The organism is Streptomyces sp. NBC_00306 (genome assembly GCF_036169555.1).
Taxonomy (GTDB): Bacteria; Actinomycetota; Actinomycetes; order Streptomycetales; family Streptomycetaceae; genus Streptomyces; species Streptomyces achmelvichensis.
Genome location: NZ_CP108032.1, coordinates 1,505,388 through 1,530,622, shown reverse-complemented (window position 1 = coordinate 1,530,622; position 25,235 = coordinate 1,505,388). Strand labels below are relative to the sequence as shown.

Here is a 25,235-nt window from a genome sequence, read left to right as displayed (position 1 = left end):
CGAACACGCACACGAGGGGCCCCGCGGAAGATTTCCGCGGGGCCCCTCCTGCTCGTCGCCGAGCGCCACCGTGACGGTCCATAGTGGGGGTCGACCGACGTGCGAAGAAGGGCAGGTTCTCGATGTCGCAGCAGGTGCAAGGTGTGATCGCACCCGGAAAGAACGAACCGGTGCGGGTGGAGACGATCGTCGTCCCGGACCCCGGTCCGGGCGAGGCCGTGGTGCAGGTGCAGGCGTGCGGGGTCTGCCACACCGATCTGCACTACAAGCAGGGCGGGATCAACGACGACTTCCCCTTCCTCCTCGGCCACGAGGCCGCGGGTGTCGTGGAGGCGGTCGGCCCGGACGTCACCGAGGTGTCGCCCGGTGACTTCGTCATCCTCAACTGGCGGGCCGTCTGCGGCCGCTGCCGCGCCTGTCGGCGCGGCCGTCCCTGGTACTGCTTCGACACCCACAACGCCCGCCAGAAGATGACCCTGACGGACGGCACCGAACTCTCCCCGGCCCTGGGTATCGGCGCGTTCGCCGAGAAGACCCTCGTCGCGGCAGGGCAGTGCACCAAGGTCGACCCGGCCGTCTCCGCGTCCGTCGCGGGTCTCCTCGGCTGCGGAGTGATGGCCGGCATCGGCGCCGCCGTCAACACCGGCAACGTGGGCCGCGGTGACACCGTCGCCGTCATCGGCTGCGGCGGTGTGGGCGACGCGGCGGTCGTCGGCGCACGGCTCGCGGGCGCGGCCCGGATCATCGCCGTCGACATCGACGACCGCAAGCTCGAGACGGCGAAGAAGATGGGCGCGACCCACACGGTCAACTCCGGCTCCGCCGACGCCGTCGAGGCGATCCGCGAACTCACCGGCGGCTTCGGCGCCGATGTCGTCATCGAGGCGGTCGGCCGCCCGGAGACCTACCAACAGGCCTTCTACGCCCGCGATCTGGCCGGCACGGTCGTCCTCGTCGGCGTCCCCACCCCGGACATGAAGCTGGAACTGCCGCTCCTCGACGTCTTCGGCCGCGGCGGCGCCCTCAAGTCCTCCTGGTACGGCGACTGTCTGCCGTCCCGGGACTTCCCGATGCTGATCGATCTGCACCAGCAGGGCCGCATCGACCTCGGGGCGTTCGTCACCGAGACCATCGGGCTCGGTGATGTCGAGAAGGCCTTCGCCCGGATGCACGAGGGCGACGTGCTGCGTTCGGTGGTGCGGCTCTGATGACCTCTTCGAACGTCAGGATCGACCACCTCGTCACCTCCGGCACCTTCTCCCTCGACGGCGGCACCTGGGACGTCGACAACAACGTGTGGATCGTGGGCGACGATTCCGAGGCCGTCGTCATCGACGCCGCGCACGACGCCGCGGCGATCGAGGCGGCCCTCGGCGGACGCACGCTCGTCGCCATCGTCTGCACCCACGCCCACAACGACCACATCGACGCGGCCCCCGCGCTCGCCGCGGCCACGGGCGCGCCGATCCTGCTGCACCCCGACGACCTCCCGCTGTGGAAGCAGACGCATCCCGACCGCGCCCCCGACGGCGAGCTGGCCGACGGTCAGACGCTCACCGTCGCGGGAGTGGAACTGACCGTGCTGCACACCCCGGGCCACGCCCCCGGCGCGGTCTGTCTCCACGCCCCCGAGCTGTCCACGGTCTTCACCGGGGACACCCTCTTCCAGGGCGGCCCCGGCGCCACCGGCCGGTCCTTCTCGCACTTCCCGACCATCGTCGAGTCGATCAGGCAGCGGCTGCTGACCCTGCCGCCGGACACCGTGGTCCGCACCGGCCACGGCGACCCGACGACCGTCGGCGAGGAGTCGCCGCATCTGAAGGAGTGGATTCAGCGGGGCCACTGAGTCAGCCGCAGCCCGCTCTCGAAGCGGAGCGGCTCCCCGGTGACGGGGTCGGTGAACTCCAGCACCCGGGCGAGGAGCTGAAGGGGCTCGGCGTAGTCGTCCGGCCCCGGCTCCCGGACCACCGGGAAGAGCGGATCGTTCAGCAGCGGCAGCCCGAGCCGGTTCATATGGACCCGTAGCTGATGGGTGCGGCCGGTGGCCGGCAGCAGCCGGTACCGGCCGAGCCCTTCGCGGTGCTCCAGCAGCTCGATCCGGCTCTCGCTGTTCGGCTCGCCCGCCACCTCGCGGGCGGCCATCACCCCGTGGTCCTTCACGATCCGGCTGCGCACGGTGACCGGCAGCGTGACGGCCGGATCGTGGGCCGCCACCCCCTCGTACTCCTTGCGCACCAGCCGGTCACGGAACATCGTCTGATACGCCCCACGGTCCCCGGGCCGCACGACGAACAGCGCGAGGCCCGCGGTCAGCCGGTCGAGCCGGTGGGCCGGCTGCAGCTGCGGCAGCCCGAGATCGCGCCGCAGCCGGGCGAGAGCGGTCTCGGTGACATGCCGGCCGCGCGGTGTGGTGGCGAGGAAGTGCGGCTTGTCGGCGACGACCAGACGCTCGTCGCGATGCACGATCCCCACCTCGAACGGGACGCGCTCCTCGGGCGCGAAGTCCCGGTGGAACCAGAGATACCGCCCCGGGGCGTACGGCTCGTCCGCGGCGACCGGCCCGTCCGTGCCGACGATGCGGCCCTCCCGGAACAGCGCGTCGATCTTCTCGGTCCCGACGGCGCCCGCGTACCGCGCCGCGACATGATCGCGGACCGTCTTCCAGGCGCCGTCCGGGTCGGCGGGCAGCCGCAGGCGCACCGGGTCGATCCCGTCCCGCTGGGGCAGCGGCGACGGCGGGGCCTTGTGTCTGCGTCTCACCCGGTGACTGTAAGCGCAGCCCCCCGTCCCGGAACCGGCGCCCGGGGGAGCGCAGACAAAAAGATCCCCGCGGAGAACCGCGGGGATCTTTGCTGGTGTCCGAGGGGGGACTTGAACCCCCACGCCCGATAAAGGGCACTAGCACCTCAAGCTAGCGCGTCTGCCATTCCGCCACCCGGACAAGGTGTCTGCCGTCCGGCGCTGGGCCGTTCCGACGTGGAAAACCATAGCAAACATTCGGCTGTGCCCGATCACCCGCCCGGCCGTGCGAAAGCCGTGCGACGGCGGACAGCCGCCCTTGGGGTCCGGGGCCGCGCGCGGGAGGATGAGGGGGAACCACCAGCAGCGACAGTGGGAGGAATCAGCGTGAGCGAGTCGAATGCGGCCCGTACCGTCTCGGGCGAGGACGAGGTCGTCGACCTCTGCCGTGAGCTGATCCGGATCGACACCAGCAACTACGGGGACCACTCGGGCCCGGGGGAGCGGGCCGCGGCGGAGTACGTGGCGGAGAAGCTGGCCGAGGTCGGTGTCGAACCGCAGATCTTCGAGTCCCACCAGGGACGCGCCTCCACGGTGGCCCGGATCGAGGGGGAGGACCCGTCGAGGCCCGCGCTGCTCATCCACGGCCATCTCGACGTCGTCCCGGCCAACGCCGACGACTGGACCCACCACCCGTTCTCCGGTGAGATCGCGGACGGCTGCGTCTGGGGCCGCGGCGCGGTCGACATGAAGGACATGGACGCGATGACGCTCGCCGTCATCCGGGACCGGATGCGCAGCGGCCGCAAGCCCCCGCGTGACATCGTGCTGGCGTTCCTCGCCGACGAGGAGGCGGGCGGCACCTGGGGCGCGCGGCACCTCGTCGACAAGCACCCCGGACTCTTCGAGGGCGTCACCGAGGCCATCGGCGAGGTCGGAGGCTTCTCCTTCACCGTCAACGAGAACCTGCGGCTCTACCTCGTCGAGACGGCGCAGAAGGGCATGCACTGGATGCGCCTGACCGTGGACGGCACCGCCGGCCACGGCTCGATGACCAACAAGGACAACGCCATCACCGAGCTGTGCGAGGCCGTCGGGCGGCTCGGCCGCCACACCTGGCCGGTGCGGATGACCAAGACCGTCCGGGGCTTCCTCGACGAGCTCTCCGACGCGCTCGGCACCCCGCTGGACCCGGAGGACATGGACGCGACGCTCGCCAAGCTCGGCGGCATCGCCAAGATGATCGGCGCGACCCTGCGCAACTCCGCGGCCCCCACCATGCTCGGCGCCGGCTACAAGGTGAACGTCATCCCCGGGCAGGCGACCGCCCATGTCGACGGGCGCTTCCTGCCGGGATACGAGGACGAGTTCCTGGCCGATCTCGACCGGCTGCTCGGCCCCCGCGTCCGGCGCGAGGACGTGCACGGGGACAAGGCCCTGGAGACGAGCTTCGACGGCGACCTCGTGGACGCGATGCAGGTCGCGCTGAAGGCGGAGGACCCGATCGCGCGGGCCGTTCCGTACATGCTCTCCGGCGGCACGGACGCCAAGTCCTTCGACGACCTCGGCATCCGCTGCTTCGGGTTCGCCCCGCTCAAGCTGCCGCCGGAGCTGGACTTCGCGGGCATGTTCCACGGGGTGGACGAGCGCGTCCCGGTGGACGGTCTGCAGTTCGGTGTGCGTGTGCTTGACCGTTTCATCGACCGGTGCTGAACCGGATCGGGTGAGGTCCGCTGAAACGAAACTCCAATAATCGTCAGTGCGTACGCACGAGACTGGAAAGAGTGAAAGGAACATCCGGCTCGTAGCCCCGCCGGTTTCTCCTCGTTACAGGTGGTGCGGTCCGCGGCTGGGATCGCATTGCCAACAAGGAGGAATAATGATCAAGAAGGTCGTCGCTGCTGCGGCTGCCACTGGTGGTCTCGTGCTCGCTGGTGCGGGTATGGCCATGGCCGACTCGGGCGCGCAGGGTGCCGCTGTGCACTCTCCCGGCGTGCTGTCCGGCAACGTCATCCAGGTGCCTGTCCACGTGCCGGTGAACGTGTGCGGCAATACGGTCTCCGTGATCGGGCTCCTGAACCCTGCCTTTGGCAACACCTGCGTCAACGCTTGATGTTGTGACCCGCCCCCTCGGGGTCGAGGTTCGAACCTGGGCGGTCCCGGAGTGCGCGCCATGCGCTCCGGGGCCGCCCGGGTATTTCCGCCCCCGGGCACAGGGCTCGGGGGATTCCTGAAGAAGGCAGGATTCAACCTATGCGCCAGGTCACGCGCAAAGGCCTGATCACCATGGCGGCGGCGGGCGGAGTGCTCGCCCTCGGCGGCGGTTACGCGAACGCGGATGCAGGGGCCCACGGAGGCGCGTCGAATTCTCCGGGCGTCGGGTCCGGAAACGCGGTCCAGGTACCGGTCGACGTTCCCGTGAACGCCTGCGGCAATTCCGTCAACGTCGTCGGTCTGCTGAACCCGGTGTTCGGCAACGAATGCGCCAACAAGTCCGGGCCGGCCAAGTCGAAGCACGGCAAGGGTGGTGCCCACGGCACCGGCGGAGCCGAGAACTCTCCCGGTGTCGCCTCCGGCAACCACATCAATGCCCCGGTGAACATTCCCGTGAACGCCTGCGGGAACACCGTCACCATCGGTGGTCTGCTGAACCCGGCCCTGGGCAACGACTGCGCCAACGACAGCGAGGTCGGCACTCCGGGGAAGCCCGGGCCCGACAAGCCCGAGAAGCCGGGCACCGTCGACCCGCCCGGTCAGCCCCGCACCGTGCCGCCGGCCGACGCGCCGCCCACCGTGCGGAACGGTCCCGACGCGCAGACCCTCACCCCGGCAGGTGCGGAAGAGCTCGCGCAGACCGGCACCGACGCCATGGACCTGCTGATCCCGGCGGGCGCGGGCATGCTGCTGGCGGGAGCGGTGCTCTACCGCCGCGCCCGCTCCGCCGCGTAGGCGCAGCAACGCGGTCACAGCACGGCAGGAACGGCAGGAACGACAAAACGGAGCGGGTCTCGTCACGACGAGGCCCGCTCCGCGCTGTCACCAGGTGGCGCGCACCTGACGGATGATGCGCCGGCGCAGCCGCACTCTGCGACTGCCGTCCCGGTGCAGACTCAGTCGGTCCAACTCCCAGTGTCCGTACTCGGCATGGTCGGTGAGCAGACGCGTCGCCTCCTTGCGGGAGACCCCGCGCGGCACGTACACGTCGACAAATTCGTATTCCGGCATCGCATCTATTGTGCGGGCAGAGCCCCGGTACGGATAGCGTCTGCACTATGTCTGATGCTGCGCAGCCCACCGCTGACGAGGTACGAGCCGCCGCCGAGGCGGTCAAGGCCGCACTGGACCGTCACCTCGCGGCGGTCGAGAACCGCACGGGCGAGGACGATCCTGCCGTCTACACCGCGTTCAACGAGCTGGCCGCCGCAGCCGAGGCGTACGACGAGCGCCTCTACGACCGCTACGACGAGGTCACCCCCTTCGAGATCCCGGCCGCGGACGAGTCCCTGCCGCCGTACGCCGGTCCCGAGGAGCCGAACGCCCTCACGGTGCTGATCCGCCGCGACTACGCGGTGGTGGAGCCGCAGCGGCTGCTCTCCCAGGCACAGCGCATCGCCGACGTGGACACCGACGAGGACCGCCCGGCGAACGTGCCGGTCGTCGGCACCAGCGTGCACGCGGCCCTGGGAGTGCTCTTCGGGGAGTACGAGCCGGACGAAATCGCCTCCCGGCACAAGGAGTTCGGCCTGGAGGAGGGCGACTCCACGCTGTGGGTGTCGGCCTCCGACGAGGTCCCCGAGCCCGGCGAATGGCTCACCGCCCCCTTCGATCAGGCGCTTCCCGAGCGGATCGTGTGCCGGTTCGACGTCAGCTCGGTCTTCGACGAGGACGATCTGGGCGAAGAGCTGGAGGACCTCGACGAGGTGGAGCGCTGAGGCCACCGGCCCGGGCGCGCAGGAGGCCCCCTTCCGCGGACCAGCAGGTCCTGCGGCAGGGGGCCTCGGCACGAGCGCTCAGGGAGTCGGGGCGAGCAGGCCTTCCAGCAGCGAACGCAGCCGTGTCGTCCGCTCCTGCGTCGGGACCTCCGCCACCGCGCGCGGCAGCGCCTGGTCCACGCCGTGCACCACGGACAGATGGCGCTCGCCGCGGCTGAAGGCGGTGTAGACCCACGGCCTGCTCAGGCCCTGGGCGGCATCCCCGGGCAGCACCACGACGGCCGCGGGCCAGCGCATCCCGGTCGCCTGGTGCGCGGTCATCGCCCAGCCGTGGCGCACCGTCGACTCGACCTGCTCCTTCGGAACGACCACCGCCGCGCCCGCGCAGTCGAGATGGAGCCCCGCGGTGTCCGCCGAGACGACGGTGCCCGGGCGGGTACGGCCGGGGGAGGGGACATACGCGACACGGTCACCGGGGTCGAAGCCGCCGAACCGCCCCGGGCCCGGGTTCAGCCGCTGCTTCAGCGCCGCGTTGAGCGCCCGGGTGCCCGCCGAGCCGCCGTGGCCCACCGTGATCACCTGGGTGTCGGCGGGCGGCACCCCGATGGCGCGCGGCACCGAGTCGGCGACGAGCTGCACGGTGCGGTGGACGGCCTCGCCGGCGTCGCGCACCGGCACGATGACGACCTCCTTGCCGGGCGCCTCCACCTGGCTCAGCTCGCCGATCCCGATGCCCGAGACCAGCTCGCCGATGGGTCCCGGGTCCGGGGTCCGGGAGGCGATCTGCGGGCAGACGCGAGCGGCGAGCAGATCGCCGAACACCCGGCCGGCGCCCGCCGAGGCGAGCAGCGCGGGGTCCCCGCTGAGGACCAGCCGGCCGCCGTCCGGCATCGACTCGACCAGCATCGCCGCCGTCTCGACGTCCAGCTGCGGAGCGTCCAGCACGACCAGCAGATCCAGGGCGAACGCGCCGTCCTGGTCGCGGCCCGGGCCCTCCGTCCCCGCGAGCAGCCCGGAGACGGTGACCGCTCCGCCGAGCCGTCGGCCGCCGTCCTCGCTGTGGACCGCGACCACGGCCCGTAGCCCGAGCGCCGTCGCGGCCTCGGCGAGCCGGGCCGGCTCGGCGCGGGACGCCTCGCCGCCGGTGTGGGTCACCAGACCGCTCGCCGCCACGGCCCGGACCAGATCCGTCGGCTCGGCGGCCTCCCACCGGGCGTCGGCGCCGGTCTTGGCCAGCCGGGCCAGGCTGTCCGCGAGGCTCTCCTCCGCCAGTGCGTACCGGTCGAGGCCGAGCAGCACCGGCACGGCCTGCTCCGCGGACTCCTCACCCGGCGTGGACTCGGTATCCGTCTCGCCCTCGTCCGCGCCCTCCTGCGGCACGCCGTCCTGGAACACGAGGACCGCGCCCTCGGCGATGACCTGCTGAAGGGCCTCGTCGGGGTCGGGCACGGACCGCTCGGCCAGGGCGCTGCGCACCGCCGAGGACTCCAGCGCGGTGTGCCCGAGCAGTGCGGCCCGCTCCAGCTGCCAGGTGACGAGGGCGGCCGTGCGCCGCTCGTCGCCCGGGCCGCACCCGTCGCCGAGCAACGCCCGCGCGAACCCGTCGGCCTGCTCGGGCCGTACGCCGGACACCGACAGCAGCTGCCAGGGGTTCTCCCGCAGCATCCCGGCGGCCTGCTCCCCGAGCGACTCCGCGACCTGGGCCGTGAGGGTCTCGGGCGCACCGCCCTCGACGAGCACGGCCCTGACGGCCTCCACCGTCTCGGGTGCGGCGGCCCGGCGGCCGGTCTGCGGTCCCGGGATCCGCGGCCGGACGGGCTCGGTCGGACCGGGAGCCGGACGCCGCGGAGCCGTGTCGGACGCGGACCCCTCGCCGGACCCGGGGGAGTCGAAGAACGCGCCGCTCGGCTTCTCGCCGCTCTCCACGGCACGGACCGCCGCCAGCAGATCGGCCGTCTGGCCGCTCAGCTTGGTGCCGCTTTGGATGGGCCCCTCCTTCTCGGCCTTCCGCTGCTCGATGCGGGCCCGCAACTCCCGCTGTGCGGCGAGCTCGGCCTCGGCCTCGGACAGCTTGGCGGCCTCCTCGCCGTCGGTGGTGCCGGGGGCGCCGGTCCCGGCGGTACCCGACGCGGGCTGCCCGTCCTCGGACGCGCTCTCGGCCTCGGCGTCGCCGTCCGCCGGCGTGCTCTCGGCCGCCTGCGCCCCACCGTCCGCGGTCTCGCCGTCCGCAGTGGTGCCGTCCGCGGCCGTCTCGGCGGCGCGGTCCTCGGCCGGGGGTCCGGCCTGCTCCTCAGCGGCTGTGGGGGGCTGCGGCCCCTCGGAAGGCGCGGTCACAGCGTGCTCCAGTCCTGGTCGGGATAGCGGTGCACGGGCGCCGACACATCGTCGAGCGCCTGGCAGATCTCGTCAGGAAGCGTAAGCGTCTCCACTGACAATGCGGCCGTGAGCTGCTGCGCGTTGCGCGCGCCGACGATCGGGGCGACCACTCCCGGCCGGTCCCTCACCCATGCGAGCGCCACCTGGAGCGCCGTCACCGCCAGACCGTCGGCCGCTGTCACGACCGCGTCCACGATGCTGTCTGCCGCCTCGTCGAGATACGGCTCGACGAACGGCGCCAACTGCTCCGATGCGCCACGGGAGTCCGCCGGGGTCGCATGCCGGTACTTCCCGGTCAGCACGCCCCGGCCGAGCGGCGACGACGGCAGCAGCCCCACACCCAGGTCGAGCGCCGCCGGCAGCACCTCCCGCTCGACCCCTCGCTGCAGCAGCGAGTACTCCATCTGCGTGCTCGCCAGGCGCGTCCGCATGCCAGGCGCCGACAGCTGCCAGGTCGCCGCCTTCGCCAGCTGCCAGCCGCAGAAGTTCGACACGCCCGCGTACCGTGCCCGGCCGCTGCTCACCGCGATGTCCAGCGCCTGAAGCGTCTCGTCGAGTGGCGTCCGGGGGTCGAAGGCGTGGACCTGCCACAGGTCGACGTAGTCCGTGCCGAGCCGCTGGAGCGAGTCGTCCAGCGCCGCGAGCAGATGTCCGCGCGAGCCGTCGAAGCGGCGGTCGGGGTCGGGAACGCTCCCCGCCTTCGTCGCGATCACGAGATCGCGCCGGGGCACGAGCCGCTCGACCAACTGCCCCAGCAGGTATTCGGCATCCCCGCCGCCGTACACATCGGCGGTGTCGACCAGCGTCCCGCCCGCCTCCCAGAACGCCTTCAACTGGTCGGCGGCGTCGTGCTCGTCGGTGTCCCGGCCCCAGGTGAGGGTGCCCAGCCCTATCCGGGACACACGCAGGCCGGTCCGGCCGAGATGCCTCTGTTCCATGGGCGCTGAGATTACTGGCCATGGGCCCACCCTGAGAGAGCCTGTGGACAACCTCCCCCTGACGGATCGCGGGGACCCGCGCTAGAGTCCCCCGGAACAGGGACGTTACTGATCAGTAAGAGGGAGCGGTTATGCGGCTCGGCATCAACCTCGGCTACTGGGGCGCGGGGATGGACGGCGACAACCTCGCCGTCGCCAAGGAGGCCGACAGGCTCGGCTACGACGTCTGCTGGGCCGCCGAGGCGTACGGCTCCGACGCGCCCACGGTCCTCACCTGGGTCGCCGCCCAGACCGAGCGCATCGACGTCGGCTCCGCGATCATGCAGATCCCGGCCCGCCAGCCCGCCATGACGGCCATGACCGCGGCCACCCTCGACTCCCTCTCCGACGGCCGCTTCCGTCTCGGACTCGGCGTCTCCGGACCTCAGGTCTCCGAGGGCTGGTACGGCGTGAAGTTCGACAAGCCGCTGGCCCGCACCCGTGAGTACGTCGAGATCGTCCGCCGGGCCATGTCCCGCGAGCGTCTGTCCTTCGAGGGCGAGCACTGGACCCTGCCGCTGCCCGACGGACCGGGCAAGCCGATCAAGCTCACGGTCCACCCCAAGCGCGAGCACATCCCGCTCTACATCGCCGCGATCGGCCCCAAGAACCTGGAGCAGACCGGTGAGATCGCGGACGGCGCGCTGCTGATCTTCCCCTCCGCGGACCACCTCGAGGAGACGGCGATCCGCCATCTGCGCGCGGGCCGTGAGAAGGCCGGCAAGACCATGGAGGGCTTCGACGTCTGCCCGACCCTCCCGCTGGCGATCGGCGACGACGTCAACGGCCTCGCCGACATGTTCCGTCCCTACACCGCGCTGTACGTCGGCGGCATGGGCAGCCGCAAGCAGAACTTCTACAACCAGCTCGCGCAGCGCATGGGTTACGAGAAGGAAGCCGCGGAGATCCAGGACAAGTACCTGTCCGGCGACAAGCAGGGCGCGGCCGCGGCCGTGCCGCACCAGCTGATCGACTCCACCGCGCTGCTCGGGTCGGTGGAGCGGATCGCCGAGCGGATGCAGGCGTACAACGAGGCCGGCGTCACCACGCTGACCCTCGCACCGGCCGGCTTCACGCTCGACGAGCGGATCACCGCGCTCCGGGCGGGCACCGAGGCCCTGGAGCGCGCGGGCCTCGCGTAATCGCTTTCCGGGACCGGGCCCAGGGACCGGCCGAGAGGCCCGGGAGAGAAGTTCTGCGGCCGTGGTGGGGGCTCGGGGGTCTTCCCCGCCACGGCCGTCGTACACACAACGCCGAACAGGCGGCCATGGTTACTCCCTCTTCTTGCGGGCCCGCATGTCCTCCGTTCGGCGCAGTTGCGCGACCCAGCTGTTGCCTCGCCTCCCGTACCGCATTTGACTCGTTCTTTGCGGACACCTTCAGGAGGTGGCAGTGATGCTCTCGGCTCGGAGCCTTTTCCAGGAAATCATCGACGACGACGACTCCTTCCAGCTCTTCTGCTCCATCGCCGCCAGCGGCGAGGCCCAGGGAGGCTGGGAGAACGCCCGTATCGCCGCCCTCGTACCCGACAGCATGCGTGCCCTTGCGCCGAAGATCACCCGGCACGGCGCCGACGAGGACAAGCACGGCAGGATCTTCCAGGCCCTGCTGAAGAAGCGCGGGCTCGAAGCCGTCCCCGTCCCGCCCGAGACCGACTACACGATGCTGCTCGAACAGCGGGGCATCGGTCTCACCCACGAGAAGCTGCGCCGCGACGAGCCCCTCACGGAGGAGGACATCGTCGTCTACCTCTCGCACAGCCGGGTCACCGAGCAGCGCGCGGCCGATCAGATGGACATGCTGGTCAAGTACTTCGGGGACCATCCGGAGCTCGGCAAGGCGATCCGGATGATCTGCGACGACGAGGACAACCACCTGGCGTACTGCCACGAGGAACTGCTCCGTCTCGCCGCCGAGGGCCACGGCCGCACCATCCACGGCGTCCTGCGCGAGAGCGCCCTCGCCGAGATCGCGGTGTACCGCGACGTCAGCCTCGCCGTGATGGGGCACATGGGGCGGCTGCTGCACTGGCCCCGGGCCAAGTCCGCCGCGCTCGCCGCGGGCATCCACGGCATGTACGCGTACGAGCGGTTCGGCGGCTGGCACAAGATGGTCGGCCTGCGGATGCCGACGCGACGGGGCGCGCTCGACGGACCGCCCACCGCCGCGCCGGCCTACTGACAGCACCCGGTCCGCGCCGACAGCACCCGGCCCACCGAGAGCATCCGGTCCGCCGGGAGCGCACGTCCCAGGGGCACGCTCCCCGCCTGTCGAGCGCCGCTACAGCCAGCCGCGGCGCTTGAACAGCCGGAACAGCCCGACCACCGCGCCCGCCATCAGGGCGATGACGGCCGGATAGCCCCAGGTCCAGCCCAGCTCCGGCATGTGCTCGAAGTTCATGCCGTAGATGCCGGCGACCATGGTGGGCACCGCCGCCATCGCCGCCCAGGCCGAGATCTTCCGCATGTCGTCGTTCTGGCGCACGCTCGTCTGCGCGAGATGGGCCGCCAGCACGTCCGACAGCAGCCGGTCGAGCCCCTCCACCTGCTCGTTGGCGCGTGTCAGATGGTCGCTGACGTCCCGGAAGAAGGGCTGCGAGCGCTTCTCCACGAAGGGCACCCCCGCGCTCGCCAGGCGAGTCATCGGGGCCGACAGGGGTGCGGCCGCCCGCCGGAACTCCAGCACCTGCCGCTTGAAGGTGTAGATCCGTGCCGCGGTCGGGGGAGAGACGGCCGATCCGGAGGACCCCGCCTCCTTGCCGGCCGGTTTGCCGGTCGGCGCGAAGACCTCGGTCTCCATCTCCTCCAGGTCCACCTGGAGCTCGGCGGCCACATCGATGTAGTGGTCGACGACGGCGTCGCTGATGGCGTACAGGACCGCGGTGGGGCCGTGCTTCAGCACGTCGGGATCGGCCTCCAGCCGCTCCCGCACGTCGTGCAGCGGGGCGCCCTCGCCGTGCCGGACCGTCACCACGAAGGAGTCGCCGATGAAGATCATGAGCTCGCTGGTGTCGACGGAGTCGCTCTCCGGCTCGTAGACCACCGGCTTGAGGACCATGAACAGCGAGTCGTCGTACACCTCGAGCTTGGGCCGCTGATGGGCCTTCAGCGCGTCCTCGACCGCCAGCGGATGCAGCCCGAACTCGCTGCTGACGAGGTCGAACTCCTCCTCCGTGGGCTCGTGCACGCCGATCCACACAAAGGCGTCCCCGATGGCCCGTGCCTCGTCCAGTGCGTCGGAGAAGTCCTTGGGGCCCTCGGTGCGGCGCCCTTCCCGGTAGATGGCGCAGTCCACGATCACGGCGCGTATTCTTCCGTGCGAGCCGCCCCGGCGCACCCTCTGGCCACAGTCCGCCTAGGCTGGCGCTCATGGTCACGCTGATCCTCGTACGCCACGGCCGATCCACCGCCAACACCGCTGGGGTGCTCGCCGGCTGGACCCCCGGCGTCCATCTCGACGAACGCGGCTCCGCGCAGGCGGCCGCGCTGCCCGCCCGGATCGCCGACGTACCGCTCGCCGCGGCCGTCAGCAGCCCCCTGGAACGCTGTGAGCAGACGCTCCGGCCGCTGCTGGACGCACGCCCCGGTCTCGAGCTCCAGACCGACGAGCGGATCGGCGAGTGTCACTACGGCGACTGGTCGGGCCGCAAGCTCAAGGAGCTCGCCGACGAGCCGCTCATGGAGGTCGTGCAGCAGCACCCCTCGGCGGCGGCGTTTCCGGGCGGTGAGTCGATGCGGGCCATGCAGGCGCGGGCCGTCGACGCCGTGCGCGACTGGAACGCGCGTGTCGCCGAGGCGCACGGCGAGGACGCCACCTATGTGATGTGCTCTCACGGAGACATCATCAAGGCGCTGGTCGCGGACGCGCTCGGCATGCATCTCGATCTTTTCCAGCGGATCCATGTGGAACCGTGTTCCGTGACAGCGATCCGTTACACCCGTACAAGGCCGTTTCTTCTGCGTCTCGGTGACACAGGTGATTTCGGCTCGCTGGCACCGCGCGGGAACGCCGGAGACGGGACCGCGGTTGTAGGAGGCGGCGCGGGCGCCCCGTGATCGCCCGGAGCAGTAGGGTGGACGGGCTGAAAACCCGTGTGCCCGCGCACCGTCCGCCCACCCCGATCGTTCCCGAGTTCTCGAGGGAGACAGAACGTGTCCCGTCAGGTGTTCCTCTACGACCCGCCGGACCGGTTCGTGGCCGGTACGGTCGGGCTGCCTGGACGCCGTACGTTCTTCCTGCAGGCCTCGGCCGCAGGGCGCACCACGAGCGTGGCCCTGGAGAAGACCCAGGTCGCCGCGCTCGCCGAGCGGATCGATGAGCTGCTCGACGAGGTCGTACGCCGTACCGGGGGCAATGCCCCGGTGCCGGCCATGGCCCCCGCCGACGTCTCGGACACCGCGCCGCTGGACGCCCCCGTCGAGGAGGAGTTCCGGGTCGGCACGATGGCGCTCGCCTGGGACGGCGAGGAACAGCGCATGATCGTCGAGGCCCAGGCGCTCGTCGAACTGGACGCGGACTCCGAGGAGGACCTCGCGGAGGCCGAGGAGCGGCTGCTCCAGGACGAGGAGAACGGTCCGCCGATGCTGCGCGTCCGGCTGACCGGGGCGCAGGCCAGGGCCTTCGCCAAGCGGGCGCTGGACGTGGTGAACGCCGGCCGGCCGCCGTGCCCGCTGTGCAGTCTGCCGCTCGACCCGGAGGGACACGTATGTCCGCGCCAGAACGGATACCGCCGCGGAGCGTGACCGCACTCGACCTGCTCACCAAGGGTGAGCTGACCGTGCGCGGCCGGGTCCGTGAGGCGTCCAACGCGGTGCTGTTCTGCTCCGTCTCCTTTGAGGGCGAGACGGCGTCCTGTGTCTACAAGCCGGTCGCCGGCGAGCGGCCCCTGTGGGATTTCCCCGACGGCACGCTGGCGCAGCGCGAGGTGGCCGCCTACGAGATCTCCCAGGCGCTGGGATGGACCCTCGTACCGCCCACCGTCCTGCGGGACGGTCCGTACGGACAGGGCATGGTCCAGCTCTGGATCGAGGCGGACCCCTCCGCCGCCCTGCTCGCGCTCGTCGAGGAGGAGGAGCCGGGGGACGGCTGGAAGGCGGTCGGCTTCGCCGACGTCGGCGAGGGGCGGACCGCGCTGCTGGTCCACGCGGACGACGAGCGGCTGCGACGCCTGGCCGTGCTGGACGCGGTGATCAACAACGGGGACCGCAAGGGCGGGCATCTGCTGCCGACGGCCGACGGCGTGCTCTACGCGATCGACCACGGCGTCACCTTCAACGTGGACGACAAGCTGCGCACCCTGCTGTGGGGTTGGGCGGGCGAGCCCCTGGCGCCCGAGGCCCTGGAGGCCCTCACCGCCCTGGCGCCCGCCCTGGCCGACGGGGAGCCGCTGGTCACCCGGCTGGCGCAACTGCTCACGGCGGCGGAGGTCGATTCCGTACGGGCGAGGGTGGCGGCTCTGATCGCGTCGGGCAGACACCCGGTGCCGTCGGGGGAGTGGCCCGCCATCCCGTGGCCGCCGGTCTGAGGCCGCCCACCGCGGCCGCCCGTCCGCGGCCGTGGTCCGCCGGGTCCCGCAGGACCGCGGGAACCGGTCGACCTGCGTGATCCGGTTCGTATGTGGAACTCCCGTCCGGTTAGGCTCATGACATGCATGCCTGGCCCGCTTCTGAGGTCCCCGCCCTGCCCGGCAAGGGCCGCGACCTCCGGATCCACGACTCCACGACCAGCGGTTTGGTGACGCTCACCCCCGGTCCCGTCGCCCGTATCTACGTCTGCGGCATCACGCCGTACGACGCGACCCACATCGGTCACGCGGCGACCTACAACGCGTTCGACCTCGTTCAGCGCGTGTGGCTCGACACCAAGCGGCAGGTTCACTACGTCCAGAACGTCACCGATGTGGACGACCCTCTCCTGGAGCGCGCCGTCCGCGACGGGCAGGACTGGACCGAGCTCGCCGAGCGCGAGACCGCGCTGTTCCGCGAGGACATGACCGCCCTGCGGATGCTTCCGCCGCGCCACTACGTCGGAGCCGTCGAGGCGATACCGGGCATCGTCCCGCTCGTCGAGCGTCTGCGCGACGCGGGCGCCGCCTACGAGCTGGAGGGCGACACCTACTTCTCGGTCGAGGCCGACCCGCACTTCGGTGAGGTGTCGCACCTCGACGCCGAAGCCATGCGGCTGCTCTCCGCGGAGCGCGGCGGCGACCCGGACCGCCCCGGCAAGAAGAACCCTCTCGACCCGATGCTGTGGATGGCCGCCCGTGAGGGCGAGCCGAGTTGGGACGGCGGCAGCCTCGGCCGCGGCCGTCCCGGCTGGCACATCGAGTGCGTCGCGATCGCCCTGGACCACCTCGGCATGGGCTTCGACGTGCAGGGCGGCGGTTCCGATCTCGCCTTCCCGCACCACGAGATGGGCGCCTCCCACGCCCAGGCGCTCACCGGCGAACACCCCTACGCCCAGGCCTATGTGCACGCGGGCATGGTGGCGCTCGACGGCGAGAAGATGTCGAAGTCCAAGGGCAACCTGGTCTTCGTCTCCAAGCTGCGCCGCGACGGGGTCGACCCGGCCGCCATACGGCTCGCCCTGCTCGCCCACCACTACCGCGCCGACTGGGAGTGGACCGACCAGGTCCTGCGGGAGGCCGTGGAGCGGCTCGACCGCTGGCGGGCAGCCGTGTCCCGGCCCGACGGGCCGTCCGCGGACGCGCTCGTCGAGGAGATCCGCGAGGCGCTCGCCGACGACCTCGACGCCCCCGCCGCGCTGCGGGCCGTCGACCGCTGGGCCGAGCGTCAGCGGTCCGAGGGCGGTACGGACGAGGGCGCGCCCGGGCTCGTCTCCCGCACGGTCGACGCCCTGCTGGGCGTGGCCCTGTAGTACGGCGTTTCCGCCGCATCCGGCACGTCCGCCCCACGGGCGCGTTCAGGTCCCCGGCCTGAACGCGCCCGTCCGCATGTGTGCCGCGCTCCTGCGCAGTGGGGCGGCTCTGTGCTGAGGTGGAGACCTCTGCAGAACACTTGTCGGAAGGACGCACGATGACCCGCTCCTTCGCACGAAGAAGAGTTCTCCGAACCGCGGCCGCGCTCGGTGGCGCGGCTCTCCTCAGCCCCCTCGCCGGCCCGGCCCGCGCCGCCGAACACGCAGGCCGGCCATGGCCCGAGACCTTCCCCCTGCCGAACGGCTTCCGTCCCGAGGGCATCACCATCGGGGCCGGTCCGTATGCCTGGATCGGCTCCATCGCGACCGGTTCCGTCTACCGCGCCGACCTCGCCACCGGCCGCGGACGGATCGTCAGCCAGGGCCTCGGCGCCGCGCATCCGGTGATCGGGCTCAAGATCGACCGACGGGAACGGCTGCTGTTCCTGTGCGGCGGAGTGAGCCGGGAGATCCGGATCGCCGACGCCCGCAGAGGAACGCTGCTCCGGACCTTCGGTGTCGGATCGGAGGGCACCATGGTCAACGATGTGGTGCTCACACCGGGGGCGGCCTACTTCACCGATTCCTTCAAGCCGAACCTCTACCGGCTCCCGCTCGGCCCGCGCGACGAACCGGGTGAGGCGATCACCACGGTGCCGCTCGGCGGTGACTGGGTGCAGGGAGCCGCGCTCACGGCCAACGGCATCTCCCGCACCCCGGACGGCCGGGCGCTGCTGATGGTCAATCAGGCGGTGGGCGGTGGCTCCCTGATGCGTGTCGACCCGCGCACGGGCGTGGCGCGCCGCGTGGACCTCGGCGGGACCCCATTGCCCAACGCGGACGGGCTGTTGCTGCTCGGCCGCCTTCTTCACGTCGTACAGAACCGGCTGAACACGATCGCGGTCCTGAAGCTGAACGAGTCGGGGACCAGCGGGCGGGTGATCGCCCGGATCACCGATCCGGGCTTCAAGGTCCCCACGACGGCCGCCGTGTGGCGCGACCGGATCTATCTGCCCAACGCCCGCTTCGACGTGGCCCAGCCGACCCCGGACACCCCGTACGACGTGGTCGCTGTGGACCGGGTCGGACGCTGAGCACGGAGCCCGAACACTGAACACGGAACACTGAACACGTCCGGGGCGGCGCTCGATGAGCGCCGCCCCGGACCCTTGCCCCGTGTCGTCCGGCCGCGGGCTTCGGCGCCCGCCGGTCAGTCCTCCGAGGACTCCGGCTCGTCGCCGTCCGCGTCGGACTCGCCGGACGCCTCGCTCTCCGGCTCCGCGCGCGGCGGCTTCGGCGGTCGCGTACGCCCGCCCGGGTCGCGCAGGTAGGAACCGCTGTCGCCGCCCTCGGTCGCATGACCCGGACCGGCCGCCGGGCCGAGACCGCCCGGACCGCCGTCCCGCCGCCGCAGATACCGTTCGAATTCGCGGGCGATCGCCTCTCCGGACGCCTCGGGAAGCTCCGCGGTGTCGCGCGCCTCCTCCAGCGTCTGGACGTACTCCGCCACTTCGCTGTCCTCGGCTGCCAGTTGGTCGACACCGAGCTGCCAGGCCCGGGCGTCCTCGGCCAGTTCACCGAGCGGGATACGCAGACCGATCAGGTCCTCGAGCCGGTTGAGCAGGGCCAGCGTCGCCTTGGGGTTGGGCGGCTGCGACACATAGTGCGGCACCGCGGCCCACAGGCTCACCGCCGGCACGCCCGCGTGCGTGCACGCCTCCTGGAGGATGCCGACGATGCCGGTCGGTCCCTCGTACCTGGTCTCCTCCAGGTCCATGGTTCTGGCCAGGTCCGGGTCCGAGGTGATGCCGCTGACCGGCACCGGCCGGGTGTGCGGGGTGTCGCCGAGCAGCGCGCCGAGGATCACCACCATCTCGACGCCCAGCTCATGGGCGAAGCCCAGGATCTCGTTGCAGAACGAGCGCCAGCGCATGGACGGCTCGATGCCGCGGACCAGAACCAGGTCGCGCGGCTTGTCGCCGCCGATACGGACCACGGAGAGCCGGGTGGTGGGCCAGGTGATCTTCCGTACTCCGCCGTCCAGCCACACCGTGGGCCGGTTGACCTGGAAGTCGTAGTAGTCCTCGGCGTCGAGCGCCGCGAACACCTCACCCTTCCATTCCCGGTCCAGATGTGCGACCGCGGTGGAGGCAGCGTCGCCGGCGTCGTTCCAGCCCTCGAACGCGGCCACCATGACCGGGTCGATCAGCTCGGGAACCGCCTCGAGCTCGATCACCCAGTGCCTCCTTCCGAAGTTCCCTTTCGTACGCCCCAACCTTACGGCTTACGAGGTCCCGGGCCGCAGCCCCCCGGCACGGGCGGGTGAACTTCGGCGCCCCGGGGCAACGGTTTGCCCAAAAGGGCGTCCGGCCCTCGATTCATCCGAGCTGTGTCCGAGAAATTTCGTCACGGGCCTGGACGGTGGCGCGTCGACGACGCTATACATCGGATGACCGCAAGAGGTCCGATGTTCTTCCCCGGGGGTGCGTGCATGAGTCAGACCGTCACGGAGTTCGAGGTTCACGACATCCGCTTTCCCACCTCGGAACAGCTCGACGGCTCCGACGCCATGAACCCGGACCCCGACTACTCCGCTGCCTACCTGGTGATGCGCTCCGAGGACGGGTCGGAAGGGCACGGATTCTGCTTCACCATCGGCCGCGGCAACGATGTCACCGCCGCCGCCATCGAAGCCCTGCGCCCGTACGTGATCGGCCGGCCCGCCCCCCGTACCGCCTCCGACCTGGCGGATCTGCACATCGAACTGACCCATGACTCCCAACTGCGCTGGCTCGGCCCGGAGAAGGGCGTGATGCACATGGCGGCGGGAGCGGTCGTCAACGCCGCCTGGGACCTGGCGGCCAGGACCGCCGGCCTGCCGGTGTGGGAGTTCCTCGCCTCGATGACACCCGAGGAGCTCGTCTCCCTCGTCGACTTCCGCTATCTCACGGACGTCCTCACCCCCGACGAGGCGCTGGCCATCCTGCGCGCCGCCGAACCCGGCCGCGCCGAACGGACCGCACGGCTGCGCCGCCAGGGCTATCCCGCGTACACCACCTCGCCCGGCTGGCTCGGCTACTCCGACGACAAGCTCGTCCGCCTCGCCAAGGAAGCCGTCGCCGACGGCTTCGGCCAGATCAAGCTGAAGGTGGGCGGTGACCTGGAGGACGACATCCGGCGCATGAAGCTCGCACGCGCCGCCGTCGGCCCCTCCGTCCGTATCGCCGTGGACGCCAATCAGCGCTGGGACGTCGCGGACGCGGTGCGCTGGATGACGGCGCTCGCGCCCTACGAGCCGCACTGGATCGAGGAACCCACCAGCCCCGACGACATCCTCGGCCACGCCGCCGTACGCGCCGGGCAGCCGGTCAAGGTCGCCACCGGCGAACACGTCGCCAACCGTGTGGTGTTCAAGCAGCTGCTCCAGGCCGGGGCCGTCGACTTCGTCCAGATCGACGCGGCACGCGTCGCCGGGGTGAACGAGAACCTGGCGATCCTGCTGCTCGCGGCCAAGTACGGCGTCCCGGTCTGTCCGCACGCCGGCGGGGTGGGTCTGTGCGAACTCGTCCAGCACCTCGCGATGTTCGACTACGTCGCCGTCTCCGGCAGCTGGGAGGACCGCGTCATCGAGTACGTCGACCACCTCCACGAGCACTTCGCCGACCCCGCCGAGATCGACGCCGGACGCTATGTCGCGCCGCGGGCCCCCGGGTTCTCCGCCCGCATGCTCCCGGAGTCCATGGCCGCCCACCGCTATCCGGAGGGTCCCGTCTGGCAGGCCCGCCGCACCATCGAGGAGGTCAACTCATGACGGCCGTCAGGGACTTCGAAGGGCTCTGCGCCCTGGTGACCGGCGGGGCGTCGGGCATCGGTGCGGCCGTGACGAGGCAACTGCTCGCCCGGGGCGCGCTGGTGGCCGTGCTCGACCGTGACCTCGCGGGCAGCCCCGACGGCGCTCTCGGCGTCACGGCGGACGTCACCGACGACGCGGCGGCGGGCGCGGCCGTCGACCGGGCGGCCGCCGAGTTCGGCGCCCTGCACACCGTCGTCTCCAACGCGGGCATCGGCGCCGTCGGTACGGTCGCCGACAATCCCGACGACGAGTGGCGGCGCGTCCTCGACATCAACGTGCTCGGCATGGTGCGCGTCGCCCGGCACGCCCTCCCGCACCTGCGCGCGGCCGCAGCCGACCGCCCCGGCTGTGTCTCCATCACCCACACCTGCTCCATCGCCGCCACCGCGGGCCTTCCCCAGCGGGCCCTCTACAGCGCCAGCAAGGGCGCGGTCCTCTCACTCACCCTGGCCATGGCGGCCGACCACGTCCGCGAGGGCATCCGCGTCAACTGCGTGAATCCCGGCACCGCCGACACCCCCTGGATCGGCCGGCTGCTCGACCGGGCGGACGACCCGGCGGCGGAACGCGCCGCCCTGGAGGCCCGCCAGCCCACCGGCCGGCTGGTCGCCGCAGACGAGGTCGCGGCCGCCATCGTCTATCTCGCGAGCCCCGCCGCGGCCGCCGTCACCGGTACGGCACTCGCCGTCGACGGCGGGATGCAGGGCCTGCGCCTGCGCCCCGCGACCTGAGCACACAGCAGACCGGAAACACCCGCCACGCCCAGCACCACCTGAGCCGACACCACCGAAGGACGGGACCAATGAGAGTGCGTACGACAAGTGCCGCGGCCTGCGCGGTGCTGCTCGCCGTGACGGCCCTCGCGGGCTGCAACCGGGACTCCGGCAGCGGATCCGCGGACGGCAAGGTGGGCATCGATCTGCCGCGCAGCGACAGCGACTTCTGGAACTCCTACCAGCAGTACGTCGAGAAGGGCGTCAAGGCCGGTGAGGTCGACGCGCTGTCCCTGACCAACTCGCAGAACGACATCGGCAAACTCGTCGCCAATGTGCAGACGTTCACCGACCAGGGCGCCAAGGCCGTCGTGATGGCCCCTCAGGACACCGGGGCGATAGCCGAGTCGCTCCAGACCCTGGAGGAGAAGAAGATCCCGGTCGTCAGTGTCGACACCCGCCCCGACAAGGGCAACGTCTACATGGTGGTGCGGGCCGACAACCGGGCGTACGGCGAGAAGGCCTGCCAGTACCTCGGCGAGCAGCTGAAGGGCAAGGGCAAGGTCGTCGAGTTCCAGGGCGACCTGTCCTCGATCAACGGGCGCGACCGCTCCGAGGCCTTCAAGTCCTGCATGGACACGAAGTTCCCCGGCATCAAGGTCTTCGAGCTCGCCACCGACTGGAAGGGCGACGTCGCCTCCGCCAAGCTCCAGTCCACCCTCGCCGCGCACCCCGACATCAACGGCATCTACATGCAGGCCGGCGGCGTCTTCCTGCAGCCCACGCTCGCGCTCCTGGAGCAGAAGAAGCTGCTGAAGCCGCCGGGCACGCCGGGCCACATCACGATCATCTCCAACGACGGCATCCCGGAGGAGCTGGACGCCATCAAGGCCGGGAAGATCGACGCGACCGTCTCCCAGCCCGCCGACCTGTACGCCAAGTACGCGCTCTTCTACGCCAAGGCCGCGCTGGACGGCAAGACCTTCAAGGAAGGTCCCACCGACCACGGCTCCACCATCATCAAGATCCCGGGCGGCCTCGAGGACCAGCTCCCCGCGCCACTGGTCACCAAGGACAACGTGGACGACCCCAAGCTGTGGGCCAACCAGCTGGAGAAGAAGAGCTAGTCATGCCACACGCCGCATCCGCCGCGGACTCCGCGCACGCACCCGCCGCAGTGCACGCGGAAGGGATCGTCAAGCGCTTCGGGCCCACCGTCGCGCTCGACGGCGTACGGCTCACCGTCGCGCCCGGCGAGTCCCACGCACTCGTCGGGCGCAACGGCGCGGGCAAGTCCACCCTCGTCAGCGTCCTCACCGGCCTGCACAGGCCCGACGCGGGAACCGTCACCTTCGACGGCGAGCCCGCACCCGCCTTCGGGGACACGGCGGCCTGGCAGTCCAAGGTCGCCTGCGTCTACCAGAAGTCGATGGTCGTGCCCGACCTGACCGTCGCCGAGAACCTCTTCCTCAACCGGTTCGACGCCGGCAGCCGCTTCATCAGCTGGCGGCAACTGCGGCGGCGCGCCGAGGAACTGCTCGCCGGGTACGGCGTGAGCGTCGACCCGATGGCCCGGGCCAAGGATCTCGCCGTCGAGCAGCGGCAGTTCGTGGAGATCGCGAGAGCCCTCTCCTTCGGCGCCCGGCTGATCATCCTCGACGAGCCGACCGCCCAGCTGGACGCCCGCGGCATCCAGCGGTTGTTCACCAAACTGCGGGAGCTCCAGAGCCAGGGAGTGGCGTTTCTGTTCATCTCCCACCATCTGCAGGAGGTGTACGAACTGTGCACCACCGTCACCGTCTACCGCGACGCCCGCCATGTCGTCACCGCGCCGGTCGCCGAACTCACCAAGGACGACCTGGTCGCAGCGATGACGGGCGACTCCGTCAGCGGCACCTCGCAGTGGCATGCGCCCGTCGGGCCCGTACGCACCGAGGAACCCGTGCTGCGGACCGAAGGGCTTACCCTGGAGGGGGAGTTCGAGCCGCTCGACCTCGAGGTGCGGCCCGGTGAGGTGCTCGGTCTGGCGGGCGCCGCGGCCAGCGGCAACACCGCGCTCGGCGAGATCCTCGTCGGCATGCGCAAGGCCGGCGCCGGGCGCATCACCGTGCACGGCCGCGAGGTCAAGCCCGGCAGCGTGCCGCACGCGCTCGACGCCGGGATCGGCTACATCCCCGAGGACCGTCATCGCCAGGGACTCGTCGTGGACCGCAGCGTCGCCGAGAACGCCACGCTCACCGTCACCGACCAGCTCGGCCCGTGGGGCACCGTACTGCCCTCTCGCACAAGGGAATTCGCCCAGTCCATGATCGCATCGCTCGACATCAAGACGCAGGGGCCGGAGCAACCCGTCTCCGGGCTCTCCGGCGGTAATCAGCAGAAGGTGGTGGTGGCGAGGGCGCTGGCCCGCCGGCCCAGTGCGCTGGTCGCCCTGCGGCCCACCGCGGGCGTGGACGTGAAGTCCAAGGACGCGCTGCTCGGTGTGGTGCGCCGGGTGGCCGACGAAGGCAGCGCGGCCGTCATCATCTCCGACGAGCTGGACGATCTGCGGGTCTGCGACCGGGTGCTCGCCCTCTTCCACGGACGGGTGGTCGCGACGTTCGGCAGCGGGTGGACGGACCGCGAACTGGTGGCCGCCATGGAAGGTGTGGGGGAGCAGGAATGACCGGGACCATACGGCCGCTCACGGCCGAGGGGACGAAGAGCGACAGCCCGGCGAGCCGGCTGCGGCTGATCCGGTGGAGCGACTTCTCGCTCGTGCCGGTGATCCTGGTGCTGATGGTCATCGGGTTCATCGTCTCGCCGGTCTTCCTCACCTCCAACAACCTCATCAGCGTCGTCCAGCAGTCCTCCGAACTGAGTCTGCTGGTGCTCGGCCAGGCACTGATCCTCATCTGCGGCCGGATGGACCTCTCACTGGAGTCCACGATCGGCATCGCTCCGGTCGTCGCCATGTGGCTGGTGCTGCCGAGCGAGGGCGGACGCTTCCTCGGGCTGGAACTGCTGCCCGTCTGGACGGCCATCCCCGTCTGTCTGCTGGTGGGCATGGCGATCGGCGCGGTCAACGGCTTCCTGATGCTGAAGCTGCGGGTCAACGGCTTCATCGCCACCCTGGGCATGCTCACGATGCTCCGCGGCCTCCACATCGGCATCACCGAGGGCAAGTCGATCACCGACGTCCCGGAGTCCTTCCGCTACCTCGGCAAGACCGACTGGCTGGGCGCGCCCGCCGCGGTGTGGATCTGTCTGGCGCTGTTCGCGATCGGCGGTGCGGCACTGGCCTATCTCCGCCACGGACGCGCGCTGTACGCGATCGGCGGCAACCCGGAGGCGGCCCGGGCGGCGGGCATCCGGGTCGACCGGATCACCTGGATCGTGCTGGCGATCGGCGGTCTGCTGGCGGCCTTCGCGGGCATCCTCTACACCGGCCACTACGGCTCGGTCGCCGCCACCCAGGGCAACGGCTGGATCTTCCAGGTGTTCGCCGCGGCGGTGATCGGCGGCATCAGCCTCAAGGGCGGCCGCGGCACGCTCTTCGGGGCGCTCACCGGCGTACTGACGCTTCAACTCGTCGTCAACGTCATGACGCTGGGCGGGGTGCCGGCGCTGTGGAACCAGTTCCTGAACGGCGCGATCATCATCGTCGCGCTGGTGATCTCGCGTTTCGCGAGCGGTGAGAAGCAGGACTGAGGGCTGTCGTGGGGCGTGTCCGCCCGGGCCGCGAGCAGGT

24 protein-coding genes and 1 tRNA gene are annotated in these 25,235 nt (G+C 71.2%); 18 read left to right on the top strand and 7 right to left on the bottom strand.

Annotated features, from left to right (window positions below; translation table 11 throughout):
- Positions 1–122 precede the first annotated feature (122 nt).
- Complete coding sequence (locus OHA05_RS06850; protein ID WP_313947284.1) at positions 123–1,208, top strand: S-(hydroxymethyl)mycothiol dehydrogenase; 1,086 nt, start codon at positions 123–125, stop codon at positions 1,206–1,208.
- Positions 1,208–1,846, top strand: coding sequence for an MBL fold metallo-hydrolase (locus OHA05_RS06845; protein WP_328860068.1), 639 nt, complete (start codon positions 1,208–1,210; stop codon positions 1,844–1,846). Before OHA05_RS06850 ends, OHA05_RS06845 begins: the two co-directional genes overlap by 1 nt.
- On the opposite strand, the gene OHA05_RS06840 is transcribed toward OHA05_RS06845, so the two are convergent.
- The gene (locus OHA05_RS06840) at positions 1,831–2,760 is read right to left on the bottom strand and encodes a pseudouridine synthase (protein WP_328860067.1); all 930 of its coding nucleotides are present in this window, start codon (positions 2,758–2,760) and stop codon (positions 1,831–1,833) included. The genes OHA05_RS06845 and OHA05_RS06840 overlap by 16 nt on opposite strands.
- A gap of 93 nt (positions 2,761–2,853) precedes the next feature.
- Positions 2,854–2,941 (bottom strand) — tRNA-Leu (locus OHA05_RS06835).
- 185 nt (positions 2,942–3,126) lie between these two features.
- Between OHA05_RS06835 and OHA05_RS06830 the strand changes: the two genes are divergently transcribed.
- The 3 genes from OHA05_RS06830 (at position 3,127) to OHA05_RS06820 (ending at position 5,688) form a co-directional block, all read left to right on the top strand.
- On the top strand, positions 3,127–4,452 hold the full coding sequence (locus OHA05_RS06830) for a M20/M25/M40 family metallo-hydrolase (protein WP_313947287.1): 1,326 nt from the start codon (positions 3,127–3,129) through the stop codon (positions 4,450–4,452).
- A gap of 166 nt (positions 4,453–4,618) precedes the next feature.
- Positions 4,619–4,852, top strand: a complete 234-nt coding sequence (gene chpH / locus OHA05_RS06825; protein ID WP_313947288.1) for a chaplin ChpH — start codon at positions 4,619–4,621, stop codon at positions 4,850–4,852.
- Between the two features lie 140 nt (positions 4,853–4,992).
- A complete protein-coding gene (locus tag OHA05_RS06820) occupies positions 4,993–5,688 on the top strand; it encodes a chaplin family protein (RefSeq protein WP_328860066.1) in 696 nt (231 codons plus the stop codon).
- An 87-nt stretch (positions 5,689–5,775) separates the two neighbouring features.
- Here the strand turns inward: OHA05_RS06820 and OHA05_RS06815 are convergent, their stop codons facing one another.
- Positions 5,776–5,964, bottom strand: coding sequence for a DUF5703 family protein (locus tag OHA05_RS06815; RefSeq protein ID WP_005319466.1), 189 nt, complete (start codon positions 5,962–5,964; stop codon positions 5,776–5,778).
- Between the two features lie 47 nt (positions 5,965–6,011).
- Between OHA05_RS06815 and OHA05_RS06810 the strand changes: the two genes are divergently transcribed.
- Positions 6,012–6,671 (top strand): hypothetical protein, encoded by a 660-nt coding sequence (locus tag OHA05_RS06810; RefSeq protein WP_328860065.1) that lies wholly within the window; start codon positions 6,012–6,014, stop codon positions 6,669–6,671.
- A gap of 78 nt (positions 6,672–6,749) precedes the next feature.
- Here OHA05_RS06810 and OHA05_RS06805 read toward each other — a convergent pair whose 3' ends face one another.
- Both OHA05_RS06805 and OHA05_RS06800 read right to left on the bottom strand, forming a co-directional pair.
- Positions 6,750–9,005 (bottom strand): helix-hairpin-helix domain-containing protein, encoded by a 2,256-nt coding sequence (locus OHA05_RS06805; protein ID WP_328860064.1) that lies wholly within the window; start codon positions 9,003–9,005, stop codon positions 6,750–6,752.
- Positions 9,002–9,985 (bottom strand): aldo/keto reductase, encoded by a 984-nt coding sequence (locus tag OHA05_RS06800; RefSeq protein ID WP_313947292.1) that lies wholly within the window; start codon positions 9,983–9,985, stop codon positions 9,002–9,004. The genes OHA05_RS06805 and OHA05_RS06800 overlap by 4 nt, the downstream gene beginning before the upstream one ends.
- A gap of 131 nt (positions 9,986–10,116) precedes the next feature.
- Here OHA05_RS06800 and OHA05_RS06795 point away from each other — a divergent pair, with 131 nt between their 5' ends.
- Complete coding sequence (locus OHA05_RS06795) at positions 10,117–11,166, top strand: LLM class F420-dependent oxidoreductase (protein ID WP_328860063.1); 1,050 nt, start codon at positions 10,117–10,119, stop codon at positions 11,164–11,166.
- 253 nt (positions 11,167–11,419) lie between these two features.
- Positions 11,420–12,205 carry a ferritin-like domain-containing protein gene (locus OHA05_RS06790; RefSeq protein ID WP_313949076.1) on the top strand — a complete coding sequence of 262 codons (786 nt, stop codon included), beginning with the start codon at positions 11,420–11,422 and terminating at the stop codon, positions 12,203–12,205.
- 99 nt (positions 12,206–12,304) lie between these two features.
- Here OHA05_RS06790 and corA read toward each other — a convergent pair whose 3' ends face one another.
- Positions 12,305–13,333 (bottom strand): magnesium/cobalt transporter CorA, encoded by a 1,029-nt coding sequence (gene corA, locus OHA05_RS06785; protein WP_313949077.1) that lies wholly within the window; start codon positions 13,331–13,333, stop codon positions 12,305–12,307.
- A 59-nt stretch (positions 13,334–13,392) separates the two neighbouring features.
- On the opposite strand from corA, the gene OHA05_RS06780 reads away from it, so the two are divergent.
- The 5 genes from OHA05_RS06780 to OHA05_RS06760 all read left to right on the top strand — a co-directional run bounded on the left by OHA05_RS06780 (position 13,393) and on the right by OHA05_RS06760 (position 18,033).
- Positions 13,393–14,079 (top strand): histidine phosphatase family protein, encoded by a 687-nt coding sequence (locus OHA05_RS06780; RefSeq protein ID WP_313947294.1) that lies wholly within the window; start codon positions 13,393–13,395, stop codon positions 14,077–14,079.
- 96 nt (positions 14,080–14,175) lie between these two features.
- Complete coding sequence (locus OHA05_RS06775; RefSeq protein WP_313947295.1) at positions 14,176–14,766, top strand: DUF3090 domain-containing protein; 591 nt, start codon at positions 14,176–14,178, stop codon at positions 14,764–14,766.
- The gene (locus OHA05_RS06770) at positions 14,730–15,548 is read left to right on the top strand and encodes an SCO1664 family protein (protein WP_328860062.1); all 819 of its coding nucleotides are present in this window, start codon (positions 14,730–14,732) and stop codon (positions 15,546–15,548) included. The genes OHA05_RS06775 and OHA05_RS06770 overlap by 37 nt, the downstream gene beginning before the upstream one ends.
- A 122-nt stretch (positions 15,549–15,670) precedes the next feature.
- Complete coding sequence (mshC, locus tag OHA05_RS06765) at positions 15,671–16,900, top strand: cysteine--1-D-myo-inosityl 2-amino-2-deoxy-alpha-D-glucopyranoside ligase (RefSeq protein WP_313947297.1); 1,230 nt, start codon at positions 15,671–15,673, stop codon at positions 16,898–16,900.
- A 158-nt stretch (positions 16,901–17,058) separates the two neighbouring features.
- Entirely contained in the window at positions 17,059–18,033 is a 975-nt protein-coding gene (locus OHA05_RS06760; RefSeq protein ID WP_313947298.1) for a superoxide dismutase, read from the top strand.
- 116 nt (positions 18,034–18,149) lie between these two features.
- Here OHA05_RS06760 and OHA05_RS06755 read toward each other — a convergent pair whose 3' ends face one another.
- Positions 18,150–19,175, bottom strand: coding sequence for a PAC2 family protein (locus OHA05_RS06755; protein ID WP_328860061.1), 1,026 nt, complete (start codon positions 19,173–19,175; stop codon positions 18,150–18,152).
- Between the two features lie 255 nt (positions 19,176–19,430).
- Here OHA05_RS06755 and OHA05_RS06750 point away from each other — a divergent pair, with 255 nt between their 5' ends.
- The 5 genes from OHA05_RS06750 (at position 19,431) to OHA05_RS06730 (ending at position 25,195) form a co-directional block, all read left to right on the top strand.
- Positions 19,431–20,750 (top strand): enolase C-terminal domain-like protein, encoded by a 1,320-nt coding sequence (locus OHA05_RS06750; protein WP_313947300.1) that lies wholly within the window; start codon positions 19,431–19,433, stop codon positions 20,748–20,750.
- Positions 20,747–21,523: an SDR family NAD(P)-dependent oxidoreductase gene (locus tag OHA05_RS06745; RefSeq protein WP_328860060.1), complete on the top strand. Its 777-nt coding sequence runs from the start codon at positions 20,747–20,749 to the stop codon at positions 21,521–21,523. Before OHA05_RS06750 ends, OHA05_RS06745 begins: the two co-directional genes overlap by 4 nt.
- A 71-nt stretch (positions 21,524–21,594) precedes the next feature.
- Positions 21,595–22,632 (top strand): sugar ABC transporter substrate-binding protein, encoded by a 1,038-nt coding sequence (locus tag OHA05_RS06740; RefSeq protein WP_313947302.1) that lies wholly within the window; start codon positions 21,595–21,597, stop codon positions 22,630–22,632.
- Between the two features lie 2 nt (positions 22,633–22,634).
- Positions 22,635–24,170, top strand: a complete 1,536-nt coding sequence (locus tag OHA05_RS06735) for a sugar ABC transporter ATP-binding protein (RefSeq protein ID WP_328860059.1) — start codon at positions 22,635–22,637, stop codon at positions 24,168–24,170.
- Positions 24,167–25,195 carry an ABC transporter permease gene (locus OHA05_RS06730; RefSeq protein ID WP_327685089.1) on the top strand — a complete coding sequence of 343 codons (1,029 nt, stop codon included), beginning with the start codon at positions 24,167–24,169 and terminating at the stop codon, positions 25,193–25,195. The genes OHA05_RS06735 and OHA05_RS06730 overlap by 4 nt, the downstream gene beginning before the upstream one ends.
- Positions 25,196–25,235: the final 40 nt, after the last annotated feature.